Here is a 22,792-nt window from a genome sequence, read left to right as displayed (position 1 = left end):
TTATTTAAAAAACAATACTTTTATAAAAAGATATATACTTTTAGTCATAGGGATACCTTTTTGTAAAAGTATATGTTATACTATGCTTATTACATCAGTAAAGGGGCCAATAAAATGTCGGGAATGGCTAAATACATGGAAATATACATAGATATCCGTGATAAAATCAACCAAAACAAATACGAAATTAACGAGAAATTGCCTGACGGGGATAGTCTGGCACGCGTTTACGATTGCAGCAAACTTACTGTCAAAAAAGCGCTGGATATGCTTGTACAAGAAGGTATGGTTATTAGACGACGTGGTGCTGGTACTTTCGTGAAATCTCATTCTACTAACGGCGGAGAATTCGCACTAGGCCCAATGTCCGGACTCGTAAATACATTTGGAAAAGACAACATTAAATCGAAAGTTATTTTATTTTCCATTGAAAAACCATCGAAAGAAGTCGCAGAAAAATTAGAGATGCAGGATGATTATATTTATCGAATTATTCGGATGAGAGAAGTTGGTCATAAAGCCTATTCCATCGAACATACTTATATGCCACTGGCGATTATTCCGGGTTTAGAACCGCGTCATTTAGAGGACTCGATTTATAATTATATTCGGGATGATTTGAAACTTAAGATGCAGAGTGCGCATGTTTGGGTACGCGGGGATAAATCGAATCAAGAGGATAGCAAGCTCCTCGATTTAGAAGAACCTACTTTTATGATGGAAATTGAAAAATTAGCGCATTTAGAGGATGGTCGTGTGTTCGAATATTCGATAACGCGCCATACGTATGAATCGTTTGTGTTTGAAACGGTTTTTGTGCAGAATTAATAAAAACAGCGACTCTCTTAGTAGAGAATCGCTGTTTTTTTATATTTTCTTAACAAATTCTGATTTCAATTTCATTGGGCCGAAGCCGTCGATTTTGCAATCAATGTCGTGGTCGCCGTCAACTAGGCGGATATTTTTTACTTTTGTTCCCATTTTGATTGGGTTGGATGCGCCTTTTACTTTTAGATCTTTGATGACTGTGACAGAATCGCCATCTGTTAGTACGTTGCCGTTTGCATCTTTGAACACTTTTTCTTCGGTAGCTTCTTCTGCTACAGCGCTCCACTCATGGCCGCATTCCGGGCAGATTAATAAGCCGCGATCTTCATAGGCATATTCTGAGTTACATTCTGGGCAATTTGGTAATTTTGACATTTTATCAATTCCTCCGATTGTTGTAATAGTTGGCTGTTAATCTTCTAATTCGACGTTATGATATACTTTTTGCACGTCTTCTAGGTCTTCTAAAGCATCAATTAGTTTCTCGAATTTTTCTAAATCCTCACCTGATAATTGAATATCGTTTTGAGGGATCATTTCGATTTCCGCTACTGTGAACTCTTCAATTCCAGCCGCTTTCAAACCTTCTTGTACTTTGTGGAAATCTTCTGGTTCTGCATAAATAATCGCTTGGCCATCTTCGTCTAAAATGTCACGAACGTCAATATCCGCTTCCATTAAAAGTTCTAATAACTCATCCGCGTCTTTTCCTTCAACACCAAAAATGGCTGTATTATCAAACATATAAGCTACTGAACCACTTACGCCCATGTTGCCGCCGTTTTTGCTATAAGCTGCGCGAACATCGGATGCCGTACGATTCACATTATTTGTCAGTGCGTCTACGATAATCATCGAACCATTTGGACCAAAGCCTTCATAGCGCAGTTCTGAATATGTTTCATCGCCAGTGCCTTTCGCTTTTTCGATTGCGCGGTCAATAATATGTTTTGGCACATTGTATGTTTTTGCACGTTCAATAACAAAACGTAATTTTTGGTTGGAATGTGGATCTGGGTCGCCTGATTTAGCCGCTACATATATTTCAATTCCAAATTTCGCATAGATACGACTATTTGTTTTATCTTTTGACGCTTTTTTCTCTTTAATATTTGCCCATTTACGGCCCATATTACCACTCGCTTTCTAATTGGAGTTTTTCTCATGTCTCTGTACTATTATAAGTGTAGGAAACGAATTTGTTAAGTGGAAATTTAGTTATATTCGTTAAAAGTGAATAGTTGTGGCATTTTTCAGGCTGAAAAGTTGATTTAAAAAGAAGTATGGAATGAATTCGCCCGAACTTCTTAACATTTCTAACTCTTCTTTAGTCACAAAACGGGCATCCGCTACTTCTTCTTTTTGTAAAGTTAAGTCGCTAAGTTCCACGTCTTTCGTAATAAACCAATAATCATCAAATCCTGCTTCGAAATGGTAACTAAATTTGGCACGGGTGTTACTTAAATCAATTGCAATACCTAGTTCTTCTTGCACTTCTCGTTCAGCAGCTTGGCGACTTGTTTCGCCTTTTAGCGCAGAACCCGCCGCAGAAAGATCCCAATAATTCGGCCAACTTTCTTTATCTTTTTGGCGTTTTTGGATTAAAAGTTGCCCTTTTTCGTTAAAAATACATACGTGAATGACCATATGAAGTTCTCCGGGCGCTAGTTTTTCACCGCGTATATGCGTTTTCCCGGTTAATTCACGATTTTCATTTAGCAAATCCCATTCTTCCACTAAAATCGGCTCCCTCTAATCATTGACTTGCTTTCATTATACAAAAAAAGTCTAAGGCTCGCGAACCTTAGACTAAAGTAGTTTTTCTCCAAAAATTTCTCCGGGAGCAAGTCCGCCTTGGCAAGCAAACATCGCGCTTCCAATTGGGACGGTGTATTCGTTTAATTTATCCATTTTCCCCATGATACTTAGCATTGGCAAAAATTGTTTGGCTGGATTTTGGGTGAAACAGATGAATAATAAGCCGGCATCAATCGTTCCTGTACTTTTATCAATGCCGTTTGTGTAAGAATAGGCGCGGCGATGCATTTGTTGCTTGGTGTCTTTGGCTAGACGCACATGAGAATCAGCTGGCAGTTTGCTCGGATCGACTTTATCGTGCTCATGTTTTTTGTGGTACGGGGCGCCGGATGCTTTTTTTCGACCAAATGTGTCTTCTTGGTCAAGTAAGGATGAGCGGTCCCAAATTTCGATGAGCATTTGGATTTTGCGATAGCCGAGGTAGCTGCCGTTTTGCATCCATTCTGGTTCGTCATTTTCCGCCCAAACGACGTCTTTGTAGCCTTTTTTTGAGTCGTGGTCAACGTTTGCCGTTCCGTCTTTAAAACCAAACAGATTGCGCGGTGTTTCGTTTTTTGGTGCGCTGAGAAAACCTTCTTCAATCCAGCGAACAACTGCGACGCCGCTCGCTAAACGGATGAAATTACGAATTCCGTGGAAAGCTACTTGCTGATCATCGGCGCACACTTGGATGCATAAATCGCCGTCAGAATAAGCCTCATCCAAGCTATCATGCGCCATATGGGGAATTTTTTCCAGATACTTCGGCTTTTTCGCCTTAACACCGAACCGGTCTTTGCCATCTTTTTCAAAAAAAGTCGGGCCATAACCAAGTGTTACAGTAAAATTAGAAATGCCCAGCCCATCTGCTTCCCCAGTGTCGTTCGGCGGTAACATATCATTATCCACATCTCGCAAAACCCCACCACTCGCCGTCAAATCAGCAAATTTTGTCCATTTCACAAATAGATCTTGCAAAATTTGCCGCGATTCCGTTTGAATATCAAAGCTGGCGATGTAACAATAGGTTTGCTGCGCAGTAATAATCCCCGCTTGATTCGTCGCATAAAACGGTACGCCTGTCTCCGCCTTTTCTTTCGGAGTGAGCGCCTTGTCCACATGATCCACCACATTTAAAATCGTGCCAAGACCGGTTGCCCCAACAGCAATCCCGGTCCCAGCTACAGCAGAAAGTTTCAGCATTTCGCGCCGAGTCATTCCTTTATTTTCCTTGGCTTCTGTCTTTTCCGTCTGATTTTCGCTCTTCTTATCTGTCATCGTTTTCCTTCCTATGCTTAGAAAATTTTCCCTGTTTGCGCCATTAATTCGGAAAGGTGGCTCAATTGGTCACTGATTTCGCGAATTTGGTCTTTCGTTAAGGTTGTATAGAGTACGAATGAGTCGCCATTTTTGTAGTTCGCTAACGTGTCTTCCATTTTGTTGAAAGCTGCATCAATTTGGTCAGCTAATTTTTTATCTTGTGCATTTAACGCCGGAATGATCGCTTGGTAAACTACTTTTGAACCTTCGACATTCGCATTTAAATCGTCTAAATCTGTGTGCGAGTATGCTTCTTCTTCCCCAGTAATTTTAGTCGTTGCGGCTTCATTTAGTAATTCCATCGCACCTGCGACCATTGGTTTTGGCTCTAATTTCAAGTTTTTCACTTCGGCTTGAAGTGCTTTCGCATCTGTTAAAAGTTTATCCGCGTAAACATCCATGCCTTCGAGCGATTTCTTTTCCCAAAGCGCGCGTTCAATGACGTGGAAACCAGTCCAGTCCGCTTCGTTTTCCACATCGTTAATCCGAGCATCGATTTTTGGATCTAAATCACCAAAACTTTCCGCAATTGGCTCAATGCGTTCGTAATTCAAGCGCGGCGAAACATAGCTTGCTTTTGCTTTTTCGATATCACCGGATTTTACGGCATTTGTGAAAATTTCGGTTTGGGCAACGAATTCATCTACTTGCTCCGTCACATATTTAGAATAGTTATCTACCGCTTTATCCAGCACTTCAGAAGTTTTCGCTTTGGTTTCTTTGGCTTTTTCAAGCGTATCTAACGCCCCGTCAAGTCCAGTCGCGTTGTCATTTAACGTATCAAAATTCGGGTTATCATTTTTTGATTCATAGAAAATCGGTGTTTCATATTTTTCGACGTCCGTATATTGTAATGGATACAAATCACGGACGTTGTTTTCAAACTCTAACCAATGTTTATGTAAATCTGCCGCACTAGATTGAAGTGCACTCTTATCTTTGTCCGCAATGGCTTTTTTCACTTCATCCAAGTTGGTTTTCATTTCTTTTACTTCTTTTTTGACCGCGTTTGCTTGCTTACTTTCTTTCGTTGTTTCCTTTTTCGTTTCCGCCTTGTCCGCTGTTCCCGTCCCACTACATCCAACAACCAACACCGCTGTAAAAATAGTCAACATAACAATAATCAATTTTTTCATGATTTGCCCCCTTGTGCCAATTCCTTTTTAGAATCAGCTCTTTTTTTAATTTGTTGTTTTATTAAAATAATTAATCCAAAAATAACGAGTAATACTTGTGGTAAAAAGCTATACCATGATGGGTAAATACTAAGCGCTGGAATGGATGGCAAGTAATCTTCTACCGATGTCGGAATGACTCCCGCCAGTTGCAAACTATGAATTCCCGACCCCATAAATTTAAAGCATAGATAAAACACAATCGCGCTCGAAATTATAAAGAATGGCTTCACAGGAATATGTACGCTGTATCGCAACATCACAAAAGCGATGATTAATAACACGCCAAGCCCAGCCAAAATCCCCATCAATAATTCAAAATTCGACATCCGCCCAACCATACCAATTAAGAAGACAACTGTTTCTAAACCTTCCCTCAAAATCGCTAAAAAGGCTAAAAAGGCAAAAGAAATCATTTTTCCATTCGAAAGAGCTTGGTTACTCTTACCTTCCATGTAATTATTCCAACGAGTAATATCCGAATTTCGGTGCAACCAGTAGCTAACATAAAGCATCATAATACTTGCAATCAGCCCAGCCCAACCGTTAATCAAATTGTTATTATCTCCAAAGGCAAGTGCCGATAGCCAAAACGCCACGACCATACCGAGCGCCAAACTTACCACCAAACCAGCTGCCGTTCCGCCTATAATCCATCTTTTCGCCGTGCGTGTCTTCGTTCTCTTTGTATAAGTAAGAAGCGTTGCGATAATCAAAAGTGCCTCCAGTCCTTCGCGAAACGGGATTAACGCAGCATCGAACCACGTGTAAGTCACATCCGCAAAAGGTTTTAGCTCCTCCGTCATCCCGTCCAGAACATCTGCAGTTTTGGCTTGTTTTGCAGGATCATTAATATAAGCATCAAGCAGCATTAAATCGCGCTCGGTATTGTCGTAAGCCGCTTGCGATTGGCTGACCACATCACCTTCCACCGCGAGCCACTCTGTTTTTAAATCTTGAATTTGTGTCGCCGCTTTTGCCCAATCTTTTTCATCTATCAGCTTTTTCGTCGTAGTCAGTTTAGCAATGTAGCTTGATAAAGTAATATTGGTATTTCCTTCATTATCCGTATATGTACCCTCTTGATAGGTCTTGAGCAAATTATTCAGCGCAGTAATCCCATCCATCGTTTGCTGTTTATCATTATTTAAAATTCCAAGTGATATTTCCGCAATTTGCCGGTCAATCTGTCCAGCCAAGTCGTACGATTTTTCTTTGACAGTCTGCTTATTTTGCGACCACCATAATTTATCTTCTTGAAACAAGTCCTTCGCTTTATCATAATCAGCAGCTTCCACCGCCGTTTCTGTTTGCTGCAGTGCTTTTACAGGTTTATCAATATTTGGCTTTTCGGCAGCAGTTACATCACTAAAACCAATAGTCAAAACTACCGCAAAAATGCCTAATAGTAATGCAAATCGCCCTAAAAGCTTCTGAGCCATATTCAAATCGTCCTCCTTTTTAATTGATAATGATTATCATTATCATATTCTTTGTGTTCGCAAAAGTCAATAAATTTTTTCAAAGTTGAAAGTAAACAAAAACCTTCAATATTATCATCGAAGCTTCTTTTAAAACTATAATTTCAGGAAATGGTTCTGTAATGAAACAAGCTCATTTAGTCGCATTTTGTTCAATAAAGTAACCGTTAAAATTACGACCAGAAAAACAGATTGACATCTGCTAACTTTCGATTTAGAATTGATTGATAATGATTATCATTTTCAATATAAGAATGGGGGAAATCGAAATGATCGGACCAGGAAGTATCGCTTTAATTGTCGGAGCTGCCCTTGTGATTTTTGGACCTAAAAAACTGCCAGAGCTTGGTAGAGCTGCCGGTGACACACTTCGCGAATTCAAAAATGCGACCAAAGGCATGATGGATGACTCCAAAGAAGAAACCAAAAAAGAAGATCCACGCCCGTGACCGAAGTTTCCATGAGCCTCACTGGACACCTGAAAGAACTACGCACCAGATTATTAATCATCCTGCTATCCTTTTTTCTCGCTTTCTTTGTGGGGCTTTTCGTTTCCAAGCCGCTAATTTTATTTCTCCAAAAAGATGACCTGCCAAAAGAAGTGATTTTGCACGTTTTCAAAGTCACAGATGCTTTTCAAATTTATATTGAAATGGCGTTTGTTATTGGACTCGTCTTAGTATTTCCAGTTATTTTATATCAATTATGGGCCTTCGTGAAACCGGGGCTACATGCAGCCGAACAACGAATTACTTTGCGCTATATTCCGATTACTTTTTTGCTTTTTTTGTTTGGTGTTGTTTTTTCTTATTTAATCACTTTCCCATTTATATTAAAATTTATGTTTCAATTTGCAGCCGAACTTGGCGTTGAAACGACGATTGGCCTCGCGACTTATTTTCAATTTTTGCTACAAATCGTGCTTTCATTTGGTGTTTTATTTGAGCTTCCGATGGTGATTATGCTGCTGACAAGATTGTCGCTGATAACCCCAAACGGCATGCGCCGCTCGCGAAAATATGCTTATTTTTGCCTATTGATTATCGCCGCATTCATCGCCCCGCCAGAAATTTTATCGCATTTGATGATTACCGTACCGCTGATTGGGCTGTATGAGATTAGTATTGTCGTGTCCGGGCTTACGGTTCGGCGAATGAATAAGGAAATGAACGCGAAAAAGATGCCTTGAGATTTCAGGGCATCTTTTGTTTAATATAATTATTTAATATTAGCAAACTTATTTCGATAATATTCCTCTCTATTTTCATCTCTATACTTTATCCATATGTTTTTCCTGAAAAGTAAATGTACGCCTATAGTATTACCTAAAAAAATTATCCAAAATACTCGCCAAAAATTAAGGTCCTCTGCAAAGATTGAAGTTAAAAGCATAATCAATATAGCTACTTTCGCCATACTAAACAATACACTGAATACATTTTTTGGCCGCAATTTCAAATACCATAGTTCATATGCAAATATTGAGTAAAAGCTTAGTTCAGTCGAAATATCTTGAATTCGTGCTTTATTTTTGGTTGTTTCTTTTTCTCTTTTTAAATCTAATTTTAAACAAAAAGCAATTCTATCTCTAACCGATTTCACGCTCGTATCAGCAGCTTTGATTAAATAACTATAAGCCATAGAATATTTTTTTAAATCGAAATAAATGAAACCTAATAACTTATTTTTATCTACATGGTAAATGATGTCATCAAAAAACTCATTCTCTTTAGGAACCGAGAAATACGTGTCCAACAGAGCATATTCTAAATCATCCAGATTAATTGGATTTTTCATTTTTTGATTAAGAAACAATCGATACATGCGAGCTGTTGGGTTTTCTGAATTTTTTTCAATAAATTGATTGATTCTCTTTAAAATTGTTGCTTGATTAAGTTTTCCTGTACTACTAATAATATCTATCAGTTCAAGATCTGGATCGCTAGCAAAAATGATTTTTGCTCGTTTAATGTGACTTTCTATACCACGTCGCTCTAAACAATTATAAGCGGCATAGCGCGTCATAATAAATGTATTCCGTGAGTGTTCATCCAAGTTTTCTAATGCCTCAAAAGAAAATGGCGGAAGGTTCTTCGCATTACGTAAGTTTATTGCGAGCCTCTCATTAAAGCTATTTAAAACTATTTCATCCAAATTATATAATTCAAAAGCTAATTTAATTATCTCTTTTGGAAGAAACATTGCATTTTCAGCTATAAAATTTGCTAAATACGTCTTATTACTATCATATCCATCCATACTAAACGAGCTATCTGTTTGGAGTAAATCACGCCAAACTTCAATATTTATCCTCTCACTAAAGTTCGCAAAAACAACATTCAATTGTTCCATAAAAGAAGGCTCTTTCTCTTCTAGCTCTAGTGGTTCAAGTTGCAATTGTGGTTTTTTCGCAGTTTGCTCATCCGTATTATATTCATCATCAGCCACCGAAAATACTATCGGTTCGAAATCGTCCATATCCCAATCAGATTCTTGATATTTTAAAGCTATATCAAAGGACTCTTTTAATTTTTGAAAAGCTGCTGGGTCGTCATCTGGATGTGTATATTTGAGTGCTTTGGCATAAGCACACTTGATTGCACGTTTGTCTGTTGTCTTTTCTATTTGTAGTATTTCCCAAACTGTCAATCCCAGTTCACTCCTTCAAATTCAGCTAGTTGTTGTTTAAGCTTCTCACATTGAGCCTCTATTTTCTTCTCATCTTGTGTTTCAACTACCTGTTCAAACTCAGCGATTAAGAATTCTATAAATCTTCGTCTTTCACCTAAAGACATTTGATATATTCTATCTGCTCTTGCAAGTAAAAGTCGGTTTTCAGAACGATCCCGCGGATGTATTTTAAGATGACTTAATTTTTCTAATTGTTCTTCCAACTCTTTTTTTGACATTGCCCCCGGATTATTTTGAATAATTAGCTGCTTTACTTCTCCTGTAGCTACTGTTTTTACTAATACTTCAAGAATTCCATTTTTATCATAGGTAAAGCGCACTTCCATTTTAGATCCTGCCTTAGTTTCTGGAGGTAGTGAGACTAGTAATTCTCCAAGTTTAAGATTATCTTTAACGTTTCTACTTTCTCCTTGATATACTCCAAATTCTATATGAGATTGATTATCCGAAATCGTATAATAATTCTCCACACGGCTTACTGGTATCGTTGTATTCCGCTCAATAATTGGTGAAAAAATACCTTCTTGGTATCTGTTAGGGCCAATCTCCTTTACTATTTCCGTGCCGAGCGTGTGCGCGCAAACATCCGTCAATACGAACTCTTCCAGTGACTCGTGGCGTTCTTTTAAGGCCGCTTGAACTGCAGCGCCAAGCCCCACTGTTTCATCAGGATTGATGTGCATAAAAGGTATCTTGCCTAAAAATTTACTTGTAAAACTTTTAATAATCGGCATTTTTGTAGCCCCACCGATAAGTACTACTTGTTCAATATCAACCGGTTTTAAATCAGCATCTTTTAAAGCTTGAATGATTGGTTCGCGTAATTTTAAAATTAATGGTTGGCTAATTATCTCAAATTGATTTTCTGTTATTGTATAATTTATCTCATTTAACGTTATTTCACCTGTTTTCGCGTGACAAATAGACTTCTTCGCATCTTCTGCTTGTTTATAAAGTGATGCAAAATCTTCCGCAGACAAATCATCTTTTTTCAAGTCGTTTTTACTCAAAAAATCTTCAATAATAACACTTGTAAAATCTTCGCCACCTAAATAGTTATTTCCACCAATCGCAATTACTTGCATGACACCATCAAACATTTCCAAAATCGAAACGTCAAAAGTGCCTCCGCCAATATCAATTACCATCAAAGTTGTATCATTTTGTTCGTGGATTCCGTAAGCAATTGCAGCCGCGGTTGGCTCACTAATTAATCTTTCTACTTTCAACCCAGCTAAAAAGGCCGCATCAATTGTTGCTTTTCGTTGTGAATTATTAAAATAGGCAGGCACACTAATAACTGCATCTGTGCAAGTCTCACCCAAAAATTTCTCTGCATCTGCTTTTAAAGATTTTAAAACAAAACTAGATAAATCTGTGGCAGAAAAAGCTTGCTTACCCAAGTAATAATTCTTTTCTGTACCCATAAATCTTTTAAAAACTGCCGCTGTTTTGTCCGGGTGCGAAGTTAGACGTTCTTTAGCAATTTTACCAATTAAAAATTCACCGTTATCATCTACACCGACCACAGATGGCGTTAACACCTCTCCAAATACATTTGGTATCAATACAGCTTTATCCTCATTCCAATATGCTACTAAACTATTTGATGTTCCTAAGTCTATCCCTAATGTTGTCATTCTGCTTCCTCCCGTTGTATGTATCTTTTTATTTCTATATAACTCTACTTATCTAATTAAGTATAGCAAGAATCAAGTTAAAAATGAGATGCGTTTCAAAAGTTCATTGAATTGTCACAAAATGAGTTTTTTTGCAGAAATAAATTGTTCTATTGCACAAAAAAAGCCCACGAGATTACTCCCGCGGACACTTCGTTATTACTTACAACTCTCGACACCTTTTTCCAAAATCTCCATTTGCAGCAACGTCTCTTCATCCGTCACTTGTTTCGGTTTCCCATTAATAATCGCTTCATACAAATCATCGTATACGCGGCCATAATCGCCAACCTCAGAGATCACTTTCTCCTCGTGCCAAACTCCTGCATCATCCACATACGTAAGCGTTCCGTAATGCTCTGGTAAATCGATTCCAAAGTCCGGGTTACTTGGCATGTAAAATAGTTTTAAATGTTCTTCTTGACGGTCTTTTGTTTCTTTTGTAAATGTTCCTTTTTTGCCGTAAAGAACAAAGCTTGGACGGGCTTTTATGCGGAAATAGCTGGATTTTACGGATACTTTTGTTACGCCGTAATATAAATCAAGGTCGAAATAATCGTTCATGCGTCCTTCGCCGAGCAGTTGGCGCACGTCGTAATGAATGTGGTCCGGTTTGCCGAAGTAAGATAGTACTTGGTCGATTGTGTGGCAGCCGTGACCATATAAGTAGCTGTCGTAAAATTTAAATTCATGCACAGATTCTGGAATTTCTGGACGGAAATAGTCATAATGCATTTCCACTTCCAAAAGTTCACCTAATTTCCCGCTTTCAATGACTTTTTGCGCCGTAAGGAAATCGGAATCGAAACGACGGTTTTGGTAGCATTGCACAAGTAAATCGCGTTCTTTAGCAAGCTCAAAAATTTCTTTTGCTTCGTCGTAAGTCATCATAAATGGTTTTTCAACAAGCACATTTTTGCCGTTTTCTAATACCATTTTGGCATATTCATAGTGAGAACTTTGTGTTGTAGATATAGTAATTAATTGAATTTCTGGGTCTTTTAATAGCTCGTCTAAGTCTGTTGTGTAGTGGACACCTTCAATTTTATCCCATGTGGCGGTTTTAGGATTGCGGTTATAAATCGTCTTCACTTCAATATTATCCCGCTCCAAAATAAACGGTAAATGATATCTATTCGTACTTTTTCCGTTACCGATAAAACCCATTTTCAACATATTATTTCCTCCTTATTTTAACAAACTAACCGCTTTCGCTAAGAAAAGTTTGTACAAGTACTTATACCGAGGGCAAATCCATCATATTCAATCATAATTTCATTCCTCACCTCTCCATAGTACTACATTCCTGCTCCTTTTAGCCAATAAAAAACTTGCTAAAACGTCTATTTAAAGCGTCTTAGCAAGTTTTAAAGTTCCATTAATCACAGTTACTATTGGTTAAGAAATTTTTATTGTGCTTTAACAAATTCAGCTGATTTGTCGCCAGCTTGACGTCCGAAAATAATGATTTCAGCGACAGAGTTTCCGCCAATACGGTTTTCCCCGTGTAAGCCACCTGTTACTTCTCCCGCAGCAAATAGGCCAGTGATTGGTTTACCGTCTTTGTCTAAAACTTCTGTATTTGTGTTGATTTTTACGCCACCCATTGTATAGTGGATTCCTGGGCCGATTTTGATTGCGTAATATGGTGCTTTAGATAAGTCATTATCCATCGCAGTTGTTCTGCCGAATGCTTCATCTTTTTTGTTTTTCACGCTTGTGTTCCAAGTAGCTACTGTTTTCGCTAGGTTTTCTTTGGAAACATTAATTTTACCAGCTAATTCATCAATTGTTTTACCTTCTTCAACAAAGCCCATTTCTTCGTATTGCGCAATCGCTTTTACGCGTTCTTTAACGCCTGCATCGAAAATTAGGTACGCTGTTTTTTCTGGTAATTTGTTGATAGAAGCTGTTACGTTATCACGTGTATCTAACTCATTGCCAAAACGGTTACCTTGCGCTGAAACTAAAATGGCACCTTCGCCACGAACTGCTTCACCGATAAGGTAAGATTTATCTTGTTGAACTGTTGGGTGAACTTGGATTTGGTCCATATCTACTGTAGTTCCACCAAGTTTTTCAATCATTTTAATACCGTCGCCAGTACTTCCTTCTTGGTTCGTTGTTACATAGCCCTTTAAGTCTGGGCGTTCTTTTTCAATCATATCTTTATTAGCTCCGTAACCACCAGTTGTTACAACTACTGCGTTTGAACTAATTGTTTTTTCGTCTTTATTGTTTAATTTCACTTTAACACCAGTTACTTTGCCGTCTTTTTGCGTAATTTCTTTTACGTCGGCATTAACGAAAACTGGGATTTTTTGTTCTTGAACATTTTTTAGTAAACCGTCTACTAAGTATTTACCAACAGCTGAACCATCTTCCGGACGGTGTGTACGTTTTTCGCTCATTCCGCCTGTAATAGTTAAGTTGTTTAATTTAATGTCCATGGAGTCCAACCAGTCAATCGCGCTGGCGGAATTGTCTACGAAAAAACGAAGCATAGCTTTATCGTTTGTTCCGTGACCACCTTTTAATGTTTCTTCGTAAAATTTGTCGTTGCTATCGTTAATTCCTTGTTCTTTTTGGAATTTAGTTTCAGATGCATTCATACCAGAAGAGGCTTTCATTGTGTTTCCGCCTGCTAATGGCATTTTTTCAAGGATTACTGGGTTCATACCTTTCGCTTTTGCTTCTAGTGCTGCTGACATCCCTGCGCCGCCCGCACCAACAATAACGATATCGTATTTATCTTTTAATTCAGATGGATCTGTGTAGCTAGTTTTTGATGCTCCCGATGTTACTTCTGTTTTCTCTTTTTCTTTAGTTGTGTCGCTTTTACTTGAGTTGTTACTGCCACAACCTGCAATGACTAGTGCAAGTGATAGTAGCATGATGAGTGTTGTAGCTAACCTTTTTTTCATTTTTGTACCTCCACTTTTTTGAAAAATTTTCCCTAACCCAATAGTTTGTGATTATATTAACATATTATAGCACTAATCGGGATATCTTTACAGGGTATCTCCAGGATTTTTCAAAATAAGAAAAAAAGCAATTTACAGACTTTTTTACAAAGATGTAAATGTTTTCTATAACTACTCCTCATTATTTCGACAAAGTGATATAATAACAACATCAAATATTAAAGGAGTCTCGCCATATGACGATAAAAAAGTACGAACCGCTTAATCTCTATACCAATTTCAAAAAAGCTGCCGAACGCTATCCAGAAATGCCAATCCATTTTGATGAAGAGCTTGTAACTTTTCCAGAATTAGGCCTGCACACAACTTACAAAAAATGCGAAGAAGCTATTATTCAAAAAGCTGCTCATCTACATAAATTCGGTGTTCGCAAAGAAGAAAAAGTAATCGTTTATAAATCTGCCAAATTCGATTCCTATATTTTAGCAGTTGCGATTTCTTATATTGGAGCTGTACCAATCATGGTTTCTCCACATCTTCCAGCGTCCACTATCGATATTTTTGTTAATCGATTAGACCAACCTTGGTTACTTTTTGATTCCGAAACTTCCGAGAAAAGTCACCAATTAAACAATTTGCCAGATGCTAGATTGATCAATGCTGAACAATTGTTTAAAGCACCACTAGACGGCTACACATGCGAACAAGAAGAATTGCCAAAAGACATGATTGCTTACATGACACATACTTCCGGAACAACCGGCGTACCAAAATTAATTGCTCACTCCGCGAATTCGATGGGCTGGAGAACGAAATACCAACGACGCATCCTTAATTTCATCAAACCAAGAGGACTTGTAGCTTTCCATATTTCACCAGTACATTCTCGCTTTAACATTGGCGTATCTTCCTTGATGTCACTTGGTTTCCCGCTACTACCAATTGCGAACCCATCCAAAGAGAATATCGAGAAAGTACTACGCGAATATAAACCCTATGTGCTTGAAACGCATCCAAACCATTTTGTTCAATGGGCATCCCTTGCTCGCGAAAAACCAGACGTATTCCAAAACATCAAATTTTATCATTCTACTTTTGACGCAATCAATAAAGAAACAATGGCGGTTTTCCTTCGTACTTCTGAATATAAAAAACCAATTTTCTTACAAATTTATGGTCAAAGTGAATGTGGCCCAATGATTTTACGTGGTCATACATTGCAATCTATTGAAACGCTAAATGCGCGTGATATGGGAATTGGGGTACCGGGCTTAACAGAAGTTCGTATCGTCGACCAAGACGGAAACCCTGTCCCAGCTGGCGTTAGCGGCAACATCCAAATGCTCTCCAAAGGACGCGCACTTACTTATTACAAAGAAGAAGCTCGTTTTGAAGAAAATGTATACGGTCCTTGGTGGGACAGCGGCGACTACGGTATGAAAGATGAGCAAGGTCGCTTATTCTTGCAAGATCGCCAAGTTGATTTAGTTGAAACGATTGATAGCACACTTGCGATTGAAGATAAACTGCTTGATACGCTTACTTTCCTAGATGAAGTTGTTATCATCCGCGGTGAAAATGGTAGCCCGCAACCAATTATCGCTGTTCATAATGACGGCGAAATGAACTGGGACGCATGGTGGAAAGCTGTTTCCGACTTACCACACATGAACGAGCCGATGGTAATGAAATACGACGAAATCCCTCGTACTGCGACAATGAAAGTACAACGTTTGCAGATGGAACGAGAATTGAAGAAATAACTTTTGAAAAAGGCAACTGCTTTGTTATGCAGTTGCCTTTTTGCTTTATTTTTTTCGTAGTGTTAGTAATGAGATTGCTGCAATAATTGCGCCAATCAGTGATGTTGGTAGCCATCCGCTATCACCAGTTCCGGGAAGTTTCTCGTTACTTAATTGCTGATTTCCAACACTTGGCTCGCCATTACTCACCTGTTCATTTCCACCCGTTCCAGAGCCAGCCCCGCCTTGACTCGCATCCTTACTAAACTGCGCATATAAAGTAACATCATGCGCTGGCATTTTAGTCGATGCAAAATTCCATTGATTGCCTCCAGTTTTAGCATCAAACCAACCTATAAACGTATAACCAGCCTTTTGCGGCGTTGCTGGCTCTTGTATCAAACCTTGATATTCAACCATTTGCGTAGAAATCGCATTGTCCACTTTTAAAGTTGCTTTGTAGCTATTAATCTTGAATTGCGCATATAAAGTTAGATCATTCGCCGGCATTTTGTCCGTTGCAAAGTCCCATTGATTGCCCCCATTTTCCGCGTCATACCAACCTGTAAACGTATATCCTTCCTTCGTTGGTGTTACCGGTTCTGCTATAAGCGTCCCCGCTTCCACACGCATACTCGTTTCCGTCCCATCAATATCAAAAATTGCCATAAAATGTTGCGTCAGCGGCTGTTCAACAGTTCCACTAAAAGTATTCGTCGCATTCCCAACCGTATCCAACTCATTAAAGTCATAACTCACCTTATCAATAAAACTCGGCAACGTCCACGTGATATTCGGATAATTAGTCACCCCATTATCGCTAATATTTTTCGGATCAATCGCTTGACCCGCAATGTTTTTAACCGTAATAGGCACCGTTAATGGCGTCTCAAAATCCAGCGCTTCATTCACAATTTGCTGCTTTTCCATTTGAACAGTAGACAATTTTGTCAAACTGTTTAGGGGCTGAATATCACTAATTTTATTTTGGCTAATATCTAGTAACACTAAGTCCCCTAAACCCGCGAGCGCACTGACATCTGTAATTTGATTACCCGCCAAAAAAAGACTTGTGAGACTTGTCAAATTAGCAAGTGGTGCCAGATTTCCAATTTGATTCCCCGTCAACTCGAGCCATGCTAATTTAGTCAAATTCGCAAGCGGACCTAGATCACTCACTTGATTATTCGCTACAGAAAAAGAGCTTAGATTCGTTACATAATTCATCCCAACTAATGAGTGAATTCCTTTTGCCGTAACGTCTAAGCTCGTTATCGTATCTAATTCCGTTTGCGTAATCGTATCTGCCGGGCTTGATTTCCCTAACACATTTTGAATCCCTTTCGCCAAAGCTTCATCTGGAAAAATCTGATCAATCGCAGCAGGTGGTATTGCAGCCGCCCGTGCATCTATTTTAAAAAGTGCACTCGTCCCAACAATCAACAGTGTTAAAATGACATACAAAAACAGCTTCCCCTTGTATTTCATCTTGCTCCTCCTGACAAAAAAATTTATTAATAGTTAATTCCCTTTTTTTGCTGGCGAAAAACTTGAGTGATTTCCCTTGCTTTACTCAGCGTCTTTAAGCTTAGATAAATCAGCAAGTAGCGGTTTCCCATCTGCATCCAAAAGCGGTGACATCCCGCCAGCATAACCAGTCATATGGTATACATACTGTACGCCTGTTTCTTTATCAACCCAAATTTCCATGATATTGAGTTTTCCTTGCGTATATATTTTTTCGAATCTTTCTTCCATTAGTTTTCGCCTCCTTATTTTGAGAATTACACGTTTTACCTAAATTTTGTTTTCAATCTAAATTAATTCAATTTCCGAATCAAAATATTGTTCGATAAAATGCACTTTCTCCCTAATTTCCTCTACGCTGAAATTCTCATTCGGAGTTGCGACTACCCATTTATCTTCCACATCATCATGCCGAGTAATCACCGTCTACAATCGAAAAGAAACTGCTATATAATTAATTATTTTCACATTCAATTTCTTCGTCGGATAAATTAATTATGTCCATACCTAAAACATTTAGAGAAAAAAGCTATTATTGAAAAAATTGTTCTGTTGTTAATTTTTTTAGTTATTTCATTTATTAACATATAATCATTATAATGTTTTCAAATACTCTATTTCTTCATCAGACCATCTTTCCTTAAGTTGACGCTTCAATTCATCAGACCTTCTAAATATATCTAGCCACTCTGAACTTTGTCTTACGCTATTAATATTCCACAAATCCGTATTATCAATTTTTAGTACTTTTTCTCTAAGAAGATAAGCATTTTTTTCCATATCTTCATCAATTATTTCATTTGCCTTCAGTTCACTCAAATTGTTTTTACTAAAAAAAGAGGTAACTCCAACTATGAAGTCTTCAAAAATGAACGTTTCTATTTCTTCATTAGATAATTCCAAAATGAACATACCACTTTTTTCTAAAGTATCTATGTACCAATCAAACTTTCCACCTACAGTTAACTTTTTCAAATTTTATTCACCACCAAATTTTATAATTGTTGCTTTATCTTTTGAAAAATCTATATAATCTTTTCCAACAATTTTTACTTTACCAGTGTCTCCTGATGAGAATCCATAATAGGAACCTTTGTGTATTCCTTCTCCAGGGTGGTAAAATACCATTACATCTCCTTCATTAGTAAATTTCCAACCATTACCTGCAGATTCATATGTTTCCTCTTTCCAGCCTTCTCCCAACATCTGCCTAACTTCTTTTTTTGTACTTCCATACAATCTTTCTGGATTTATTATAATATCCTCAAATGAACTAGGCTTCCATTGAACATTCCCCGCACCATATTTTTCTTTAAAATAATTATTCCATTTCTCACCATTTACCGTTTGCTTCGTTTCGGCAGGATTTAATTTTTCTTTAATCACAGGCTTATTTCTAGCTGCTGCAATCCCAAATCCTAAACCTAATGCCATATATGTCAATCCAGCATCATCTGTCCAATCTTTCATACTAGCCACATAAGCGGATGACCGCAGTGTGGCTCCAGAAAATCCAGATACTTTTTGACCATTTAAATAGTTGATACCCTCTTTCCAAGAATCATTCACTTTTCGTTCTAGTTCTTCCCCGGAAAGGTTTGTATAAAGAAGTGGGTCTAATTCCTGACCATGTTTTCTAAGAAATCTTGTAATTCCTTGTTTTCTACCCGTTTTCCATCCCGCTCCAACAGCCACATCGTAACCGTTTCACCTTGATCATTGATATAAGTATAAGCCAAAACGGTGTAATCTTCAAAACCATCAGGAAATGGGTCTTTATCGTTTTCCTTCCGAGCTGTATCTAGTGCTTTTTTCATGAGTTGCAAGCTAGCTGTCGCACTTTTCGGCACGGAATAGCTGCCTGTTTTCTCTTTTCAAAACTATTTAATTTAACCAAAAAAATCGCGCCAGTACTGATGAACTGGCACGACTTTTTATATTTAACTCCAAAATGAATAAAGATTTTATTATTTATTTTTTTCTCTTTTCTGATTCAGTAAATATTTCCCTACAACATCCAAAATGAAAAAAATGATAAGAAAGGCTCTACCATCTTCTATGATTTTACCAATCGGGAGAAAATAAGATGCTATTAGCAAGAAAACAAACACCATACCAAAAACTAAAAATGTATCATCTACTATTTTTTTCATTATTCACCTCTTTTATCCATTTCCCATCTATTTTATTGAACATTTTTAATGACTATCCTTAAAGACCACTAACCTATCTTCGCCTCTTTGATAAACTGTCACAAAATAAAAATAACCATTAGTATAATTGCTTTGGCTATCTTCCTCCAAAAAACTAATGTGATTATGATAATGAGATTCCCATTCATCTGGAAAAGAAATATCTAACGGATTAAGACGATCGCGTTCTCGATTCACATATAATTCAGTTTGATTATTATTAATCATTTCGACTAAATTCTGTTCATTTTCAGGATTTTGTATCCTTTTAAAACCTGTATCAAATCCGTTCAAAAGAATGATACTTTCCTCCTCATCTAGCCATTTCAGTGTAAATTCATCCATATTATGCCTCCAAAAGAAAACGTTCGTATTTTTAATATATATAAAAGAGAAGACAGAACCCCGCCTTCTCTTCCAATAATCACCTAATTTAAAATCTTATAACATCTCTTTAATCATTTTATAAAGCGCAAAGCCCATTTCCGTGTCATTTTTATGCACTTTTAAGGAAATTGGAGCGGAGAAAGAAGTGTTTTGCGTCACAACTGTGTTGCCGTCAACGCCGATTTTCAAGTCGAAATCGCGGTCTAAAGTTCCAGCAGTCTCAATAGAAACATATTTTAACGCCTTTTTCGGGAAGAATTTGTACTCTACTTTTTTTCCTGTAATACCTTGTGCGTCTACATTGAAAATCCCTTTAGTAGTGATAATTACTTCATCTCTTATAAACTTGAATATTTGAATAATTTGTTCATCTTCTTCTAAAAATCTTTCAATTCCGTATGAAGATTCCGAAACAATAGCAGCTTTTCCCATCAATTTATCGAACATTTAAATCCATCCTTTTTTTGTTGTATATTCTTATTCGGAAAAATCCCATTTCTATAGTTCAAAGCTGAACATGTTTTATTAACTAAATAAGTGTCTTCATAATATCATACAGGATTATTAGAGTATGTAGATATTATGTGAATTATCTCGGCAAAAACAACGAAAAAAACAGGCTACTAATTTCTTGTCTAAGAAAAAGTAGCCTATTTCAATTTTTAAAATGCCTTACTAATGACACTAAGACCGATAAATAAGAACAACACAGCCATAATTACGGAATTGTTTTGGATAAGCCATTTGCGCGTACTATCTAATACGTTATTAAGACGACTCCCCGCTAATAAGAATGCAATCGTCGGAATGTAAATCGAACAACATGCGATAACTCCAAAAATAATCGTCGCTGTTGTTTCTTGCCCTCCAGATAAATTCAGCGCCCCAACGCTCACACCTGCCGTAAGTGAAAGTAACATATTTTTCGGGTTCACTGCCGAAAGCACAAACGCAAAAATCATCGCTCCGCCCGGTTTAATATTGCTCATTTTTTCAAACCATTTAGGAGTTGCAGCCTTCTGCCCGTTTTTTGGTCGTTTTGTAAAATCATGTGCGCCGAGAAGTATAAGTAAAGCCCCCAGCACAATAAGTACCACTTTGACTAAGGTTGACTGATCGCCGGACGAACTGACCGCCGAACTCATTAAGAATAAACCGATAAAGAAAATAGCAATATTCCCGACAATCCAACCTACCGTATAAAAAATACTGTTAATTCGCGCCTTGTTACTAAGTAAAATCAAAATTAGACCTACAATTGGAAATGGGCTAATCAAAATCCCCACTGCCGGTGACAAAATAGCTGAAAACGCTGATCCCACGTTGACTCCTCCTCTATCTATTTACTTCGAACGAGGACTTAATCCTCATTACACCATTCCTTTTACCTATTTCCCCCTAATCCTCACTAACAAACAATTCTTTTTTCCCAGGAGGAGTTTTGGTTGGCTGTTTCCATTGACTATCCCGCTTATGTTTGCTATATTTTAACTATAAAGCGGAATGTTACCGACGCAAGCCGGGCATAACCAAATATTTTTCTAAGTACCATGTTTTTTTGCATGTATTTAGAAAAGTATTTGGTTTTTTTTATAGATACTTTAAAATGTAGAAAAGGAGTTTTTAACATGCATACAAATACAGGATTTCCAGCCGACTTTTTATGGGGTGGAGCTGCTGCCGCAAATCAATTCGAAGGCGCTTACAACGTTGATGGAAAAGGACTTTCCGTTCAAGATGTTACTCCAAAAGGCGGATTCGGTCACATTACTGACGGTCCAACACCAGATAACTTAAAATTAGAAGGAATCGACTTCTATCATCGCTACAAAGATGACGTGAAACTTTTTGCTGAAATGGGCTTCAAGGTTTTCCGTACTTCCATCGCTTGGTCCCGTATCTTCCCAAATGGTGACGAAACTGAGCCAAACGAAGCAGGACTACAATTTTACGATGATTTATTCGATGAACTTCTAGCACATAATATTGAACCACTAATCACTTTATCTCACTATGAAACACCACTTCACCTATCGAAAACTTACGACGGCTGGGTAAATAGAAAAATGATCGACTTCTATGAAAACTATGTCCGCACCGTATTTAATCGCTATAAAGGTAAAGTAAAATATTGGCTAACATTCAATGAAATCAACTCCATTTTACACGCACCATTCATGAGCGGCGGTATTTCTACAAGCCCAGATAAATTATCTCAAAAAGACCTATACCAAGCTGTCCACCACGAACTTGTGGCGAGCGCGCTGGCTACAAAAATTGGTCACGAAATCATGCCAGAAGCTCAAATCGGCTGTATGGTTCTAGCAATGCCAACTTATCCGCTAACTTCCAACCCAGATGATATTATTGCTGTTATGGAAGCAGAGCGCAAAAACTATTTCTTCTCTGATGTTCATGTTCGCGGCGCTTATCCTGGCTACATGAAACGCTATTTCAGAGAGAATAATATTGAATTAGACGTAACAGAAGAAGACTTAGAAATCCTTAAAAACACAGTAGATTTCATTTCCTTCAGCTATTATATGAGCACAACTGAAACAGCTGACGAGTCGAAACGTAAAGCTGGTGCAGGAAACATCCTTGGAGGCGTGCAAAACCCTTACCTAGAAGCATCCGAATGGGGTTGGCAAATCGATCCTAAAGGCTTACGCGTTGTCCTAAACGAATTCTGGGATAGATACCAAAAACCACTTTTCATCGTAGAAAACGGTCTTGGCGCTATCGATCAACTAGAACAAGACGAAAACGGCAACTACACAGTAAATGACGACTATCGTATTAACTATTTGAGCGCCCATTTATCGCAAGTGAAAGAAGCAATTAAAGACGGCGTTGAGCTGATGGGTTACACTTCATGGGGCTGTATTGACCTTGTTAGTGCCTCCACTGCTGAAATGAAGAAACGTTACGGCTTTATCTATGTTGATCGCAACAACGACGGCACAGGTACGCTAAATCGTTATAAGAAGAAAAGTTTTGATTGGTACAAGAACGTTATCGCTACCAATGGTGAAGATTTATAAAAATG

At 37.9% G+C, this 22,792-nt stretch carries 22 protein-coding genes and 2 pseudogenes; 5 read left to right on the top strand and 19 right to left on the bottom strand.

Annotated features, from left to right (window positions below; all coding sequences use genetic code 11):
- Nucleotides 1–114: 114 nt before the first annotated feature.
- A complete protein-coding gene (locus tag HCB49_RS00585; protein ID WP_003723222.1) occupies nt 115–828 on the top strand; it encodes a GntR family transcriptional regulator in 714 nt (237 codons plus the stop codon).
- A gap of 39 nt (nt 829–867) precedes the next feature.
- On the opposite strand, the gene HCB49_RS00580 is transcribed toward HCB49_RS00585, so the two are convergent.
- The 6 genes from HCB49_RS00580 to HCB49_RS00555 all read right to left on the bottom strand — a co-directional run bounded on the left by HCB49_RS00580 (nt 868) and on the right by HCB49_RS00555 (nt 6,562).
- Nucleotides 868–1,203, bottom strand: a complete 336-nt coding sequence (locus HCB49_RS00580) for a zinc ribbon domain-containing protein YjdM (protein ID WP_003729075.1) — start codon at nt 1,201–1,203, stop codon at nt 868–870.
- Between the two features lie 36 nt (nt 1,204–1,239).
- Complete coding sequence (locus tag HCB49_RS00575; RefSeq protein ID WP_003723220.1) at nt 1,240–1,959, bottom strand: YebC/PmpR family DNA-binding transcriptional regulator; 720 nt, start codon at nt 1,957–1,959, stop codon at nt 1,240–1,242.
- Nucleotides 1,960–2,055: 96 nt separating this feature from the next.
- Nucleotides 2,056–2,565 carry an NUDIX hydrolase gene (locus tag HCB49_RS00570; RefSeq protein ID WP_185603781.1) on the bottom strand — a complete coding sequence of 170 codons (510 nt, stop codon included), beginning with the start codon at nt 2,563–2,565 and terminating at the stop codon, nt 2,056–2,058.
- A gap of 72 nt (nt 2,566–2,637) precedes the next feature.
- Nucleotides 2,638–3,903 carry an iron uptake transporter deferrochelatase/peroxidase subunit gene (gene efeB, locus HCB49_RS00565; protein WP_185603779.1) on the bottom strand — a complete coding sequence of 422 codons (1,266 nt, stop codon included), beginning with the start codon at nt 3,901–3,903 and terminating at the stop codon, nt 2,638–2,640.
- A 17-nt stretch (nt 3,904–3,920) separates the two neighbouring features.
- Nucleotides 3,921–5,081, bottom strand: a complete 1,161-nt coding sequence (gene efeO / locus HCB49_RS00560) for an iron uptake system protein EfeO (protein WP_185531354.1) — start codon at nt 5,079–5,081, stop codon at nt 3,921–3,923.
- A complete protein-coding gene (locus tag HCB49_RS00555; RefSeq protein ID WP_185603777.1) occupies nt 5,078–6,562 on the bottom strand; it encodes an FTR1 family iron permease in 1,485 nt (494 codons plus the stop codon). The genes efeO and HCB49_RS00555 overlap by 4 nt, the downstream gene beginning before the upstream one ends.
- Nucleotides 6,563–6,870: 308 nt before the next feature.
- Between HCB49_RS00555 and tatA the strand changes: the two genes are divergently transcribed.
- On the top strand, nt 6,871–7,050 hold the full coding sequence (tatA, locus tag HCB49_RS00550) for a Sec-independent protein translocase subunit TatA (RefSeq protein WP_003723213.1): 180 nt from the start codon (nt 6,871–6,873) through the stop codon (nt 7,048–7,050).
- Nucleotides 7,047–7,790, top strand: coding sequence for a twin-arginine translocase subunit TatC (tatC, locus tag HCB49_RS00545; protein WP_185531352.1), 744 nt, complete (start codon nt 7,047–7,049; stop codon nt 7,788–7,790). The genes tatA and tatC overlap by 4 nt, the downstream gene beginning before the upstream one ends.
- Nucleotides 7,791–7,819: 29 nt before the next feature.
- On the opposite strand, the gene HCB49_RS00540 is transcribed toward tatC, so the two are convergent.
- The 4 genes from HCB49_RS00540 to HCB49_RS00525 form a co-directional block, all read right to left on the bottom strand.
- Nucleotides 7,820–9,250, bottom strand: a complete 1,431-nt coding sequence (locus HCB49_RS00540; protein ID WP_185603776.1) for a molecular chaperone DnaJ — start codon at nt 9,248–9,250, stop codon at nt 7,820–7,822.
- Nucleotides 9,247–10,932 (bottom strand): molecular chaperone HscC, encoded by a 1,686-nt coding sequence (locus HCB49_RS00535; protein ID WP_185603774.1) that lies wholly within the window; start codon nt 10,930–10,932, stop codon nt 9,247–9,249. Before HCB49_RS00535 ends, HCB49_RS00540 begins: the two co-directional genes overlap by 4 nt.
- Before the next feature lie 198 nt (nt 10,933–11,130).
- Nucleotides 11,131–12,147 (bottom strand): oxidoreductase, encoded by a 1,017-nt coding sequence (locus HCB49_RS00530; protein ID WP_185506618.1) that lies wholly within the window; start codon nt 12,145–12,147, stop codon nt 11,131–11,133.
- A gap of 233 nt (nt 12,148–12,380) precedes the next feature.
- Complete coding sequence (locus HCB49_RS00525; protein WP_185603772.1) at nt 12,381–13,895, bottom strand: flavocytochrome c; 1,515 nt, start codon at nt 13,893–13,895, stop codon at nt 12,381–12,383.
- A 236-nt stretch (nt 13,896–14,131) separates the two neighbouring features.
- On the opposite strand from HCB49_RS00525, the gene HCB49_RS00520 reads away from it, so the two are divergent.
- Nucleotides 14,132–15,658, top strand: a complete 1,527-nt coding sequence (locus HCB49_RS00520; protein ID WP_185603770.1) for a class I adenylate-forming enzyme family protein — start codon at nt 14,132–14,134, stop codon at nt 15,656–15,658.
- 45 nt (nt 15,659–15,703) lie between these two features.
- On the opposite strand, the gene HCB49_RS00515 is transcribed toward HCB49_RS00520, so the two are convergent.
- The 9 genes and pseudogenes from HCB49_RS00515 to HCB49_RS00470 all read right to left on the bottom strand — a co-directional run bounded on the left by HCB49_RS00515 (nt 15,704) and on the right by HCB49_RS00470 (nt 21,065).
- Nucleotides 15,704–17,125 carry an InlB B-repeat-containing protein gene (locus HCB49_RS00515; RefSeq protein ID WP_185603768.1) on the bottom strand — a complete coding sequence of 474 codons (1,422 nt, stop codon included), beginning with the start codon at nt 17,123–17,125 and terminating at the stop codon, nt 15,704–15,706.
- An 81-nt stretch (nt 17,126–17,206) separates the two neighbouring features.
- Entirely contained in the window at nt 17,207–17,395 is a 189-nt protein-coding gene (locus HCB49_RS00510) for a DUF6440 family protein (protein WP_185480787.1), read from the bottom strand.
- Nucleotides 17,396–17,452: 57 nt separating this feature from the next.
- Nucleotides 17,453–17,587 (bottom strand): annotated as a pseudogene (locus tag HCB49_RS00505) (inorganic pyrophosphatase); the annotation flags it as partial.
- A 171-nt stretch (nt 17,588–17,758) separates the two neighbouring features.
- The gene (locus HCB49_RS00500) at nt 17,759–18,139 is read right to left on the bottom strand and encodes a hypothetical protein (RefSeq protein ID WP_003723188.1); all 381 of its coding nucleotides are present in this window, start codon (nt 18,137–18,139) and stop codon (nt 17,759–17,761) included.
- 3 nt (nt 18,140–18,142) lie between these two features.
- Nucleotides 18,143–19,035 (bottom strand): annotated as a pseudogene (locus HCB49_RS14315) (LXG domain-containing protein); the annotation flags it as partial.
- A gap of 96 nt (nt 19,036–19,131) precedes the next feature.
- Entirely contained in the window at nt 19,132–19,317 is a 186-nt protein-coding gene (locus HCB49_RS00485; RefSeq protein ID WP_185603765.1) for a hypothetical protein, read from the bottom strand.
- A gap of 45 nt (nt 19,318–19,362) precedes the next feature.
- Nucleotides 19,363–19,701: a hypothetical protein gene (locus HCB49_RS00480; protein ID WP_185603763.1), complete on the bottom strand. Its 339-nt coding sequence runs from the start codon at nt 19,699–19,701 to the stop codon at nt 19,363–19,365.
- A 96-nt stretch (nt 19,702–19,797) separates the two neighbouring features.
- Entirely contained in the window at nt 19,798–20,190 is a 393-nt protein-coding gene (locus tag HCB49_RS00475) for a PH domain-containing protein (RefSeq protein ID WP_185396643.1), read from the bottom strand.
- A gap of 215 nt (nt 20,191–20,405) precedes the next feature.
- Nucleotides 20,406–21,065 carry a GAP family protein gene (locus HCB49_RS00470; protein WP_185603761.1) on the bottom strand — a complete coding sequence of 220 codons (660 nt, stop codon included), beginning with the start codon at nt 21,063–21,065 and terminating at the stop codon, nt 20,406–20,408.
- 306 nt (nt 21,066–21,371) lie between these two features.
- On the opposite strand from HCB49_RS00470, the gene HCB49_RS00465 reads away from it, so the two are divergent.
- Entirely contained in the window at nt 21,372–22,787 is a 1,416-nt protein-coding gene (locus tag HCB49_RS00465; protein WP_185603760.1) for a glycoside hydrolase family 1 protein, read from the top strand.
- Nucleotides 22,788–22,792 lie beyond the last annotated feature (5 nt).

The sequence above is a fragment of the Listeria cossartiae subsp. cayugensis genome (genome assembly GCF_014229095.1).
Classification (GTDB): domain Bacteria; phylum Bacillota; class Bacilli; order Lactobacillales; family Listeriaceae; genus Listeria; species Listeria cayugensis.
The sequence above is the reverse complement of the archived record's forward strand: the minus strand, read 5'-3'. Positions and strand labels throughout refer to the sequence as shown.